Origin of the sequence: Pseudomonas sp. Eqa60, assembly GCF_018326405.1 — a bacterium.
GTDB classification, from domain to species: domain Bacteria; phylum Pseudomonadota; class Gammaproteobacteria; order Pseudomonadales; family Pseudomonadaceae; genus Aquipseudomonas; species Aquipseudomonas protegens.
This window is the reverse complement of record NZ_AP024342.1, coordinates 6,438,749-6,451,843: the sequence shown is the minus strand read 5'-3', so window position 1 is coordinate 6,451,843 and position 13,095 is coordinate 6,438,749. Positions and strand designations below refer to the sequence as shown.

General features: G+C 65.1%; 8 protein-coding genes. All 8 read right to left on the bottom strand.

Annotated features, from left to right (window positions below):
* Positions 1-25: 25 nt before the first annotated feature.
* Positions 26-2,218 (bottom strand): YccS family putative transporter, encoded by a 2,193-nt coding sequence (gene yccS, locus KI242_RS29275; RefSeq protein WP_212805759.1) that lies wholly within the window; start codon positions 2,216-2,218, stop codon positions 26-28.
* Between the two features lie 229 nt (positions 2,219-2,447).
* Positions 2,448-3,626, bottom strand: coding sequence for an NAD(P)/FAD-dependent oxidoreductase (locus KI242_RS29270; RefSeq protein ID WP_011063948.1), 1,179 nt, complete (start codon positions 3,624-3,626; stop codon positions 2,448-2,450).
* Between the two features lie 61 nt (positions 3,627-3,687).
* A complete protein-coding gene (gene dbpA, locus KI242_RS29265; protein ID WP_230493580.1) occupies positions 3,688-5,025 on the bottom strand; it encodes an ATP-dependent RNA helicase DbpA in 1,338 nt (445 codons plus the stop codon).
* Positions 5,026-5,269: 244 nt separating this feature from the next.
* Positions 5,270-6,700 (bottom strand): multidrug transporter subunit MdtD, encoded by a 1,431-nt coding sequence (mdtD, locus tag KI242_RS29260; RefSeq protein WP_015637327.1) that lies wholly within the window; start codon positions 6,698-6,700, stop codon positions 5,270-5,272.
* Positions 6,701-6,736: 36 nt separating this feature from the next.
* Positions 6,737-8,074 (bottom strand): TldD/PmbA family protein, encoded by a 1,338-nt coding sequence (locus KI242_RS29255; protein WP_053160282.1) that lies wholly within the window; start codon positions 8,072-8,074, stop codon positions 6,737-6,739.
* The gene (locus KI242_RS29250) at positions 8,074-9,516 is read right to left on the bottom strand and encodes a TldD/PmbA family protein (protein ID WP_072451780.1); all 1,443 of its coding nucleotides are present in this window, start codon (positions 9,514-9,516) and stop codon (positions 8,074-8,076) included. Before KI242_RS29250 ends, KI242_RS29255 begins: the two co-directional genes overlap by 1 nt.
* A gap of 229 nt (positions 9,517-9,745) precedes the next feature.
* Positions 9,746-11,449, bottom strand: coding sequence for a choline dehydrogenase (betA, locus tag KI242_RS29245; RefSeq protein ID WP_053154303.1), 1,704 nt, complete (start codon positions 11,447-11,449; stop codon positions 9,746-9,748).
* Positions 11,450-11,584: 135 nt separating this feature from the next.
* The gene (betB, locus tag KI242_RS29240; protein WP_011063942.1) at positions 11,585-13,057 is read right to left on the bottom strand and encodes a betaine-aldehyde dehydrogenase; all 1,473 of its coding nucleotides are present in this window, start codon (positions 13,055-13,057) and stop codon (positions 11,585-11,587) included.
* Positions 13,058-13,095 lie beyond the last annotated feature (38 nt).

Genomic DNA, 13,095 nt, shown 5'->3' with positions numbered 1-13,095 from the left:
GCCCCTTTCGCCGGCAAGCCGGCTCCTACGGTTTTGCGTTGTCGCTGGTGTCCTTGATCAGATGCGCCGCCATGGTCCGCAACGGGCCCAGCTGACGGCAGATCAGCGCCAGTTGGGTCTGCACCAGGCGCTGGCCTTCGTCGACCTCGTCGGGCATCTGCTCCAGCTCATTGGCCAGGGCTTCTTCGGCATCGCTCTGGATATCGATCGGGGTCTTGTTGGCCAGACCCTGGGCAATCTCGTCGATGCTGGCCGCCAGGCTGACCCCGGCGCCTTCGATCAAGTGCTCGCGAACCTCGTCCGGCAGCCGGGTCTCGCGGTGTGCGCCCAGGCCCGAGAGGTAGCTGAGCAAGGTGTGGGACAGCACCAGGAAGCGGAAGCCCACGTCCGCTTCCTTACGGAAATGCCCGGGTTCCATGAGCATGTTGGCCAGGGTGGTGGACAGCGCGGCGTCGGCGTTGTGGGCGTTGCGCCGGGCCAGGCGGTAGGCCAGGTCGTCGCTCTTGCCGGCGGCGTACTGCTGCATGATCTGGCGCAGGTAGATGCTGTTGCAGGTCAGGGTGTTGGCCAGCACCTTGTTCAGGCGCCGGCCCTGCCAGTCCGGCAGGAACAGGAACACCGCCAGCCCGGCGATCAGGCTGCCCAACAGGGTATCGAACAGCCGCGGCAGGAACAGCCCATAACCGTCGCCCACCTGGTTGAAGCAGAACAGCACCATCAGGGTGATGGCCGCCGTGGCCAGGGTGTAGCGGGTGGTGCGGTTGGTGAAGAACACCACCCCGGCGGCAATGGCGAACAGCGACTGCACCAAGGGGCTGGGGAACAGGTCGAACAGCGCCCAGGCAATGGTCAGGCCGATGGCGGTGCCGATGATCCGCTGGCCCAGCTTGCGCCGGGTAGCGCCGTAGTTGGGCTGGCAGACGAACAGGGTGGTGAGGATGATCCAGTAACCCTGGGAAGGGTGGATCAAATGCACCATGCCGTAGCCGATGCTCAGCGCCAGGGGCAGGCGCAGGGCATGGCGGAACAGCAGCGAGGTTGGCGTCAGCTGGGTGCGCAGGCGGGTCCAGACATCCTTGAAGTTGCGTGGCGAACGGTCCAGCAAGCTGCTGTCGGTGGCGTCCGCCAGGGCGTCGGGGTTGCTGGCGTCGCTGAGCAGGCGGTCGAGGGTGCCGAGGTTGGCCGCCAGGGCTCGCAATGAGCGCAACAGCCCGCGCCAGGCCGGGTTGCTCTGGATCCGCAGGTGTTCCAGGGAAGCGTGTAGGTCGCCCAGGGCCTCGGCGAAGGTGGCGTCATAGACGAACGGCTGGCGCAACTGGATGGATTCGGCCAGGGCACGGCAGGCCTTGCCCTGCTGGCGCAGCAGGCGCTGGCAGCGGAACAGCACGTCGCTGTGGAAAAACGCCTCGGTCAGGGCGTTGTACGGGTAGTGGGAAGAGCTGGCGCGCTCGTGAATGTCCTGGGCCAGGAAGTACAGCTTCAGGTAGCGGCTGACCTTCGACCCCGGCCGGCCGTTGCCCACCCGGTGCAGGATGATTTCCTTGGCGACGTTGAGGGCCGCCACCACCTTGCCGTTCTGCTTGGCCAGTTCCAGGCGCCGGGCCTCCACGTCCAGCTGGCGGATGGGCTCGAACAGCGAGGACTTGAGCTTGAGGTAGTAACCCAGTTCGCGAAACAGCCGGGCCAGGCTCTGCTGCACCGGCTGGTTGGAAAACAGCGCCTGCCACAGCACCGACAGCAGGCCGTACCAGGCGGCGCCGGCCACCAGCAGCAGCGGCTCGTGCCAGAAATCGATCACCGCGCCGCCGCGCTGGTCGACGCCGATCATGGTGTAGACCGAGAGGATCAGGGTCGCCGAGGCGATGGCGCCATAGCGTTCGCCCAGCGCCCCCAGCATGGTCAGGCCGAAGCTGGCCAGGGCCAGGGCGATGGCGAAGATCCAGGGGTAGGGGAACAGCAGTTCCACCGACAGCGCGGCAATGCTGAAGCACACCAGGGTTACGGCCAGGGAATTGAGCCGGCCTTGCCAGCTGTCGTCGGTTTCCGCCAGGGCGCTGGCGATGATGCCGAGGAACAGCGGGATCAGCAGGGCCATTTCATCCTGATACCAGCACAGCGCCATGCTGCCGGTCAGGGCGATGAACACCCGCACGCTGTAGCTGAATTTATCCAGCGCCCAGAGGCGGCGCAGGGATTGGCGAAAAGAGGTCGAGGACATGGAGTAGGGCAGGCCTTCCGGGGCGATGCAGCTAAATTGAGCCAGTATTGACGACGGCGCAATGCCGTCGTCACATCGGCCGGCAAATTCTGTTGCCGTTGCCGGTCGGACACCTGTAGCCGCTGCCGCAGGCTGCGACAGGTCCGCAGGACCTCAGCGGACATCGGATCGCCGCGCCCCTTCGGGTCGTTCGCAGCCTGCGGCAGCGGCTACAGGGAGACGCAGCGGCTCAGACGTATTGGGCCGCCGCGTAGCCCGAGGCCCAGGCCCACTGGAAGTTGAAGCCGCCCAGGTGGCCGGTGACGTCCAGCACTTCACCGATGAAATACAGCCCCGGGCTCTTCAGCGATTCCATGGTCTTGGACGAAACTTCCCGGGTGTCGACGCCGCCCAGGGTCACTTCGGCGGTGCGGTAGCCCTCGGTGCCCGCCGGTACCAGTTGCCAGCTGCCGAGTTTCTGCGCCACGTCCGCCAGCTCCGCCGGGGTGTACTGCTTCATCGGCTTGGAGACGAACCAGTGGTCGGCCAGCAGGCCGGCCATCTTCTTGGTGAAGATCTCCCCCAGGAGGGTCTTGAGCTCGCTGTTGGGGCGCTCGGCCTGCTGCTGTTGCAGCCAGCCCAGGGCGTCGTGGTCCGGCAGCAGGTTGATCTCGACGCTGTCGCCGGGCTGCCAGTAGGAGGAAATCTGCAGGATCGCCGGGCCGCTGAGGCCGCGGTGGGTGAACAGGATGTTCTCGCGAAAGCTCTGGTCGTTGCAGCTCACCAGGCAATCCACCGAGGTCCCCGACAGCTCGCTGCACAGTTCCTTGAGCTGGTCGGTGATGGTGAACGGCACCAGGCCGGCACGGGTCGGCAGCAGTTCGTGGCCGAACTGTTTGGCCACCTGATAACCGAAGCCGGTGGCGCCCAGCGTCGGGATCGACAGCCCGCCGGTGGCGATCACCAGCGATTGGCACTGAACCTGGCCGAGGGTGGTGTCGAGCAGGTAGCCGCTTTCGACCTTTTCGATGGTCTGGATCGAGGTGTCCAGGCGCAGCTCCACGCCGACCTGATCGCACTCGTCGAGCAGCATGCCGAGGATGTCGCTGGACTTGTTATCGCAGAACAGCTGGCCGAGTTTCTTCTCGTGGTAGGGCACGCCGTGCTTGGCCACCAGGCCGATGAAATCCCACTGGGTGTAGCGCGCCAGGGCCGATTTGCAGAAGTGCGGGTTCTGCGACAGGAAGTTGGCCGGCTCGGTGTACATATTGGTGAAATTGCAGCGACCGCCGCCGGACATCAGGATTTTCTTGCCGGCCTTGTTGGCGTGGTCCAGCAGCAACACCTGGCGGCCCCGGCCGGCCGCGGTCAGGGCGCACATCAGGCCGGCGGCGCCGGCGCCAATGATCACGACTTCGGTAGAACGCAAAACGGTGTCCTCATTAGGAGCGAACGACCCAGCGGCAGCGGCTACAGGTCAAGCAGTGGGGTTAGAGGACGCGCACGCGCAGCGAACGGCCCTTGATCTTGCCGTTGTTCAGGCGCTGCAGCGCCTGCATGACCACGGTGCGCTCAACCGCCACATACGACTGGAAGTCGAAGATCGCGATCTTGCCGACCTGGGCGCCCGGGATGCCGGCGTCGCCGGTCAGTGCGCCGAGAATATCCCCCGGACGTACCTTGTCCTTGCGCCCGCCGGCGATGCACAACGTGCTCATCGGTGGCTGCAGCGGGGCGCCGCCCTGGGACTTGAGGTTATCGACCTGATCCCAGTTCAACGGGGCTTTCTGCAGTTGTTCGATGGCTTGCGCGCGATGGGCTTCGGACGGTGCGACGAGGCTGACCGCGATGCCTTTCTCGCCAGCGCGACCGGTACGGCCAACGCGGTGAATGTGGATTTCCGAATCGCGGGCCAGCTCGACGTTGATCACCATGTCCAGCGCATCGATGTCCAGGCCACGGGCGGCAACGTCGGTGGCGACCAGTACCGATGTGCTGCGGTTGGCAAACATCGCCAGCACCTGATCGCGGTCACGCTGCTCCAGGTCGCCGTGCAGGCCGACAGCGGAGATGCCTTTGGCGGTCAGGTGATCGACGGTTTCCTGCACTTGCTGCTTGGTGAAGCAGAACGCCACACAGGAGGCCGGGCGGAAGTGGTGCAGGACTTTGGTCACTGCGCTCATGCGCTCTTCCGGTGAAATCTCGTAGAAGCGCTGCTCGATCTGCGTATCGTCGTGGAACGCTTCGGCTTTCACCGTTTGCGGATCGCGCATGAATTTCGACGCCAGTTGCTTGATGCCCACCGGGTACGTGGCGGAGAACAGCAGGGTCTGGCGGCGCGACGGGGTCTTTTCGATGATGTCTTCGATGGCGTCGTAGAAGCCCATGTCGAGCATGCGGTCGGCTTCGTCGAGCACCAGCGTGTTCAGGCCGTCGAGCACCAGCGAACCCTTGCGCAGATGCTGCTGGATACGCCCTGGGGTGCCGACGATGATATGCGCACCGTGCTCCAGGGAGGCGATCTGTGGCCCGAACGACACGCCGCCGCACAGGGTCAGGACCTTGATGTTGTCTTCGGCGCGAGCCAGCCGGCGCACTTCCTTGGCCACCTGGTCGGCCAGCTCGCGAGTCGGGCAGATCACCAGGGCCTGGCAGCCGAAGTAGCGCGGGTTGATCGGGTTCAGCAGGCCGATGCCGAAGGCCGCGGTCTTGCCGCTGCCGGTCTTGGCCTGGGCGATCAGGTCCATGCCCTTGAGGATCACCGGCAAGCTCTGCGCCTGGATCGGCGTCATCTGGGCATAACCGAGGGAGTCGAGGTTAGCCAGCATGGCGGGAGACAGGGGCAAAGTATTAAAAGCGGTGGCAATGGTGGTCACGGGACTGGCCTGCAAAACAAAATGTCGCGCAGTGTATCAGTCCCGCTCCCACAACCTGCAAATTCTGGACGAGCAGCCGTGCAGGGGCGGTTTTGTGTAGGCGCTGGCTTGCCAGCGAAAGCGGCCGCGAGGTTGGCGCAGGGCCCGGGGGCCTCTTCGCCGGCAAGCCGGCTTCTACGGGGTGAGGTGCGTGGGTTCAGTGTTCGATGTGCTGCTCCTCGAGCTTGCGCGCGCGCCGGCCATCGGTGGGCGACAATTGGAGGAAGATCGCCGCCGCCAGCATCGCCATGATGCCTACCGTGAGGAAGGTCAGTTGGAAGGCGCCGAGCACGGTGTCCACGCCATCGTTGCCCAACTCAGCGGTAAAGCCGCCCAGCAGCGCGCCGGCACAGGCCACCCCAAGGCTCAGGGACAGTTGCGCCACCACCGACAGCAGGCTGTTGCCGCTGCTGGCGGCGGCATCGTCGAGGTCGATCAGGGTCACGGTGTTCATCGCCGTGAACTGCAGCGAGTTGATCGCCCCCAGCACCGCCAGCATGCCCAGCAGCAGCGGGTAGGGCGTCTGTTCGCTGACCAGCCCCATGCTGGCCAGCATGATGCCCAGGGCCAGGGTGTTGCCGGTGAGCACGATGCGGTAGCCCAGGCGCTCGATCAGTGGCCGGGCGATGGATTTGGCCAGCATTGCCGCGGCCGCCAGGGGCAGCATGCTCATCCCCGCCTGGGACGGTGAATAGCCCAGGGCCACTTGCAGCAGCAGGGGCACCAGGAACGGCAGGGCGCCGCTGCCCAGGCGGGCGAACAGGTTGCCCAGAATGCCCACGGCAAAGGTCCGCACCTTGAACAGTGACGGGGCGAACAGCGGGTTGTCGGTGTGCACGGCCCGCAGCCAGTAGGCCGCCAGGCAGGCCAGCCCGCCGAACAGCAGCAACATCACCCGCAAGTGCGGCAGGTGCAGTTCCCCCAGGCCTTCCATGGCGATGGTGATCAGCACCATCGCCGCGCCGAACAGCACAAAGCCCAGGCTGTCGAAGCGTGTGCGCTCGCTGCCGCGCAGGTCGGGAATGAAACGCCACACCGCATAGCAGCCAACGGCGCCTACCGGCAGGTTGATCAGGAAGATCCAGTGCCAGGTCAGGTACTGCACCATCCAGCCGCCCATGGTCGGGCCGATCAGCGGCCCCAGAAGCCCGGGAATGGTGATGAAGCCCATGATCCGCACCAGTTCCGAACGCGGGTAGGCACGCAGCACCACCAGCCGTCCCACCGGCAGCATCAGCGCACCGCCCAGACCCTGGATCACCCGGGCGCCAATCAGCTGGGTCAGGGTGTTGGACAGGGCGCAGAGCAGGGAACCGATGCTGAACAGCAAGATGGCGCCGAAGAAGATCCGCTTGGTGCCGAAGCGGTCGGCGATCCAGCCCGAGGCCGGGATCAAGAGGGCCACAGTGAGCATGTAGGCGATGATCACCCCCTGCATGCGCAGGGGGTTTTCCGCCAGGTCCTGGGCCATGGCCGGCAGGGCGGTATTGAGGATGGTGCCGTCCAGGGACTGCATGAAGAAGGCGATGGCCACCACCCAGGGCAGCCAGCGGGCGGTGGTGGCATCGAGTGGCGCGCGTTCGGGCATGGGACCTCTGGGTGAGTTCAGGTTTGAGGGCGGTTTCTACAGGGTCAGGGTCAGGCGGCTGACCAGCGCTCCGGGCAAGTGCATCGAAGCGGTCTGGCGCTGGCCGTAGGTACTGGCCGACAGCAGCAGCTCGCGTTGCTCGGTCAGGGCCTCCAGCTGCGAGCCCAGCAGGCTGTAGACGCTGTCATCGAAGCGCATGGTGCTCACGGGCGCCTGGATCTCGCCGTTCTCCACCCAGAAGGTGGCGAAGCGGGTCATGCCGGTCAGGCGCGCCGCCGGCAGGTCCGAGTAGTTCAGGTACCACAGGTTGCTGATGTACAGCCCGGTGCCCAGCTGCTTGAGGATCTCCTGCTGGGACAACTGCCCCGCGGCCATGTTCAGCGCGCTGGGGTACTCGCCGCTGCCGGCACCATTGGTGGTCAGGCCGTATTCGGCGGCGCTGCGGGAGTTGATCAGTTGGGCATTGGCGCTGCCCGCGGCGATCAGTGACAGGTCGCTGCGCGGGTAGCCTTCGTCGGAAAACGCCGGGCTCAGGGAGCCACTGACCTGTTCGTCGAGCGACACCAGCGGGTTCAGCGCGGCATCACCGGCATAGAGCTTCTGCAGCGGGCTGTGCTTGCTGGCGATCGACTGGGCCGAGAAGCCGCCCCAGGCCAGCATGCCCATGATCTCCTCCAGGGCCGCCGGCGCCAGGTAGGCCCGGTACTGCCCGGGCGCCAGGGTGCGCAGTGGCCGGCCAAGGAATTCCAGTTGTTCCCGGGCCTGCTGGAAGCGCAGGGCGAAGGCCTGGCTGTCCCAGGCGTGCCCGGCGTAGCTGGCCTTCACCGCCTCGCCGTTTTCGTGGAACAGGCTGAAATCGAAGTTGAAGCTGTTGGCCTGGTGCCAGCCGAAGGCCCCGCCGGAACTGGCGAAGCCACGGCTGATGGGGCCGGCAGCGTAGATGCCCACCAGGTCCAGGCCGGCGCCGGCGCGACCGATTTCTTCCACCACCTGCTCACTGCCGGGCAGCGGCTGGTCCTGCACGTGATGGCTTTGCCAATGGGTGTGGTTGAGCATCAGGTACGGGTCGGCCGGCAGCAGCGGCAGGGTCTCGCGCAGTTGTTGCAGGCCATCGGCCAGGCGCTGGCAATCCACCTCGGGGTCATTGCTCAGGGTGATGCTGAGGTCGGCGTGGCGGCCATTGTCGATCAGCTTGAAATGCACGCTGGCCTGTTGCACCTGCCCGGCCTGGCGCACCTTGGCGTGGTTGAAGCGAATGAACTCCGAGGCTTCGGCGGCGTAGCTCAGGGTGAACTGCTCGGTCTCGCGCAGCGCGTCTTTGAGCCACTGCACCAAGGCCTTGAATGGCTGGGCCTGATCGGCTGTCCTGGTCATCAGGCGTCTCCTCCAAATACATCAATCTTGCTGAATACGCAGGCCGGCGAAGCATGGCCGACGCGAATCACCTGGTTGGGCTCGCCCTTGCCGCAGTTGGGTGTGCCCAGCACCTGGAAGGTGCTGCGGTCGCCGACCGCGCTGAGGTTGCGCCAGAACTGCGCGGAAATCCCCCGGTAGTTGGGGTTCTTGACCACGCCCCGGAGTTCGCCGTTCTCGATCAACTGGCCCCATTCGCAGCCGAACTGGAACTTGTTGCGCGCATCGTCGATGGACCAGGAACGGTTGGTGGACATCAGGATGCCGTGCTCGATGTGCCCGATCATTTGCTCCAGGGGCTGGTCGCCGGGCTCGATGTTGAGGTTGGCCATGCGGTCGATCGGTGCACGGTTCCAACTGCTGGCGCGGCTGTTGGCAACGCCGTCGAGGCCGCTGCGGTATTGCGACAGGGCGCTGCCCAGGGGGCGTACCAGCAGGCCCTCGCGAATCAGGAACTGCTTGCTGGCCGCGGTGCCGTCGTCGTCGTGACTGTAGCTGGCCAGTTCCTCGGGGATCTGCGGGTCGAAAGTCACGTTGAGCAGCGAGGAGCCGTATTGCAGATGGCCGAAATCCTGCTGTTTGACGAAGCTGGTGCCGGCGTAATTGCGCTCGTCGCCGAGAATGCGGTCCAGCTCCAGGGGATGGCCGATGGATTCGTGGATCTGCAGCATCATCTGGTCCGGCATCAGCAGCAGGTCCCGCGGGCCCTGGGGGGTATTGGGCGCCAGCAGCAGTTGCAGGGCCTGGTCGGCGACCCGCGGTGCGGCCCCCAGCAGGCCGCAGCGGCTGATCACATCGCCGGCGCCCTGCTGGCCGAAGTTCTCCCGGCCTAGGCTGCGGGTCTGGCTGTCGCTGCCGTCGTAGGCGGTCACGTCCAGGCCCGGGTAGACAAAACGCTGGGCCTGGCGCAGCTCGGCGCCGGCGCTGTTGAGGTAGATCTGTTCGACCTGGGTCACGCCGATGCCCACCTGCCAGTTCACCAGGCGTTCATCCTTGGGCACCGAGGCCGACTCATCGCCCAGCAGCTGATAGCAGTCGCTGAGGGAGGGGAAGGGCTGCTCCAGGTTGGGCGAGAAATAGTCCGCGCGGTGGCTGGAGACCGGTTGCTCACGCAGGTCCAGCAGGGCATGGGCGGCGATGACCCGGGCCTGCTGCTCGGCGCGGTCCAGGGCGGCCTGCAGGCCGCTTTGCGACAGGTCGTTGGTGGCGGCGTAGGCTTCCACGCCGCGCACCCGCACGGTCAGCATCGCCCCTTCGTCTCGGCCCAGGCTTGGCGGCTCGGCGACGTTCTTGCGCACCGACAGGTACTGGTCCGATTCGCGGACATAACGCAGGGAAAAGAATTCGGCGCCCGTGCGCAAGGCAGCGAAGCGCTGCTTGAGCTGGGGGTGAAAGTCGAACATGGAGGACCTCCTTGTGAGGCGCGATAGCGGGTCGACGCGTTTCGCCAGCAAACGGAACACCGCCCGGCGGTTCCTACAGGTATAGGTGCTGATGGGCGCGGGGGCGAAAGGGGATGTGCAAGTTGCAGAACTGTAGCCGCTGCCGAAGGCTGCGATCAAGGAAGTAGTTCTGAAGGAATGAAGGGAAGAGAAAAAGGGCGCCGACCCTTGCGGTCGGCGCCCGTCAGGCTTACTGCGCGGCGGGAGTCACATCGCGCATCGGCTTGCCACGTACCGGGGCTTCACCGGCTACGTAGTAGGCCGCGGTGCTGCGTGGCAGTGGCTGGCGGCCACGGATCTTGTCGGCGATTTTCTCGGCCATCATGATCGTCGGCGCGTTGAGGTTGCCGGTGGTGATGATCGGCATGATCGAGGCATCCACCACGCGCAGGCCTTGCATGCCATGCACGCGACCCTGGCCATCCACTACAGCCATGTCGTCGGTGCCCATCTTGCACGAGCAGGATGGGTGGAAGGCGGTCTCGGCGTGCTCGCGGACGAACTTGTCCAGTTGCTCGTCGGTCTGCACCTCGATGCCCGGGCTGATCTCGCGGCCGCGGAAAGGGTCCAGGGCCGGCTGCTGCATGATTTCACGGGTCAGGCGGATGCCGTCGCGGAATTCCTGCCAGTCCTGCTCGGTGGCCATGTAGTTGAAGAGGATGCTCGGGTGCTGGCGCGGGTCCTTGGACTTGAGCTGCACGCGGCCACGGCTCGGCGAGCGCATGGAGCCCATGTGCGCCTGGAAGCCGTGCTCTTTCACACCATTGCTGCCGTTGTAGTTAATCGCTACCGGCAGGAAGTGGTACTGGATGTTCGGCCATTCGAACTCTTCGCGGGTACGGATGAAACCGCCGGCTTCGAACTGGTTGCTGGCGCCGATGCCGGTGCCGTTGAACAGCCACTCGGCACCGATGGCCGGCTGGTTCCACCACAGCAGCGATGGATACAGCGACACCGGCTGGGTGCAGGCGTACTGCAGGTACAGTTCCAGGTGGTCCTGAAGGTTCTCGCCCACGCCCGGCAGGTCGTGAACCACCGGGATGTCCAGGCTTTCCAGGAGGGCGCGGGGGCCTACGCCGGAACGTTGCAGCAATTGCGGCGACGCGATGGCGCCGGAGCTGACGATGACTTCCTTGCGCGCACGGGCTTCCACGCGCTCTTCAGTGCTGCCTTGCAGGTAGCTCACGCCCACTGCGCGCTTGCCTTCGAAGAGGATCTTGTCGGTCAGGGCGTGGGTGACGATGGTCAGGGTCGAACGCTTTTTCGCGGTGTCCAGGTAACCGCGGGCGGTGCTGGCGCGACGACCTTTAGGGGTGACGGTACGGTCCATCGGACCGAAGCCTTCCTGCTGGTAGCCGTTCAGGTCTTCGGTACGCGGGTAACCAGCCTGCACGCCGGCTTCGACCATGGCGTGGAACAACGGGTTGTTGCCGGCCTTGGGCGTGGTCACGCTGACCGGGCCTTCGCCGCCGTGGTAGTCGTTGGGGCCGATGTCACGGGTTTCCGCTTTGCGGAAATACGGCAGGCAATCCAGGTAGGTCCAGTCTTCCAGGCCTGGCAGCTTGGCCCAGCCGTCGTAGTCCATGGCGTTGCCGCGGATGTAGCACATGCCGTTGATCAGCGACGAGCCGCCCAGGCCCTTGCCGCGACCGCATTCCATGCGACGACCGTCCATGTGTGGCTCTGGATCGGTCTCGTAGGCCCAGTTGTAGCGACGGCCTTGCAGTGGGAAGGCCAGTGCCGCCGGCATCTGGGTACGGAAGTCGAAACGGTAGTCCGGGCCACCGGCTTCCAGCAGCAGGACGGTGACGCCTTCGTCTTCAGTCAGACGGGTCGCCAGGGTGTTACCGGCCGAGCCGGCACCCACAATGATGTAATCGTATTCTTGGGCCATTGGAGCCTCCGTGGAGAGCTGCAAGCCTCAAGCTTCAAGCTGCAGGGAAAGCAGCGAAGCGGGCTTGGCATTGAATGGGGAGCAGGCGGCAAGCCAGGCTGTTGCCTGGGCCTGCCGCTTGTAGCTGACAGCTGCTTAGAACACCGAGGCGTAGTCGCCCAGCTCGACCTGCACCGACTTGATGCGGGTGAAGTTGTTCAGCGAGCTGATGCCGTTCTCACGGCCCACGCCCGACTGCTTGTAGCCGCCAACCGGCATCTTGGCGTCGGACTCGCCCCAGGCGTTGATCCAGCAGATACCGGCTTCGAGCTGATGAATCACGCGGTGAGCGCGGTTCAGATCCTTGGTGACCAGGCCGGCAGCCAGGCCGAAGTCGGTGTCGTTGGCGCGGCGGATCACTTCTTCTTCGGTTTCGTAGGTCAGGATCGCCATGACCGGGCCGAAGATTTCTTCACGGACGATGGTCATGTCGTCGGTGCAGTCGGTGAACACGGTCGGTGCAACGAAGGCGCCCTTGGCGAATTCGCCGTCGGTCAGGCGCTCGCCGCCGCACAGTACACGGGCACCTTCTTCTTTACCCTTGGCGATGTAGCCCAGCACGCTTTCCATGTGCGGGAAGCTGACCAGCGGGCCGAAGTTGGTGTTTTCGTCTTCCGGGTTGCCGATGCGGATGCGCGCAACGCGCTCGGCGATCTTGGCTTCGAAAGCGGCTTTCAGGTGGCTCGGTACGAACACGCGAGTACCGTTGGTGCAGACCTGACCGGAGCTGTAGAAGTTGGCCATCATGGCGGTGTCGGCGGCGCGATCCAGGTCGGCGTCGTCGAAGATGATCAGTGGCGACTTGCCGCCCAGTTCCATGGTCACGTCTTTCAGCGAGGAGCTGGAAGCGCTGGCCATGACCTTCTTGCCAGTGTCGGTGCCGCCGGTGAAGGAGACCTTCTCGATGCGCGGGTGCTCGGTCAGCCAGGTGCCGACTTCGCGGCCGCTGCCGGTCAGGACGTTGAACACGCCATCCGGCAGGCCGGCTTCGGTGTAGATCTCGGCCAGTTTCAGGGTGGTCAGCGAGGTCACTTCGCTCGGCTTGAAGATCATCGCGTTACCGGCCGCCAGGGCCGGTGCGGATTTCCACAGGGCGATCTGGATCGGGTAGTTCCACGCGCCGATACCGGCCACTACGCCCAGGGGCTCGCGACGGGTGTAGACGAAGGAAGTGGTGCGCAGCGGGATCTGCTCGCCTTCGATGGCCGGTACCAGGCCAGCGTAGTATTCCAGCACGTCGGCGCCGGTGACGATGTCCACGTACTTGGTTTCGGAGAAGGCCTTGCCGGTGTCCAGGGTTTCCAGGGCGGCCAGTTCGTCGTTGCGCTCGCGGAGGATTTCCACGGCGCGACGCAGGATGCGTGAACGCTCCATGGCGGTCATGGCGGCCCAGATCTTCTGGCCTTTCTCGGCGCTGACCACGGCGCGTTCAACGTCTTCCTTGGTCGCACGCTGCACTTGTGCGAGAACTTCACCGTTGGCCGGGTTGATGGCATCGAAAGTGGCGTCGCTGCCGGCATCGGTGTAGCCGCCGTCGATGTAGAGTTTTTGCAGTTCGAAACGGGCCATAGTGTCCTCGCAAGTGCATTAAGTAGTGGGCTTGACCA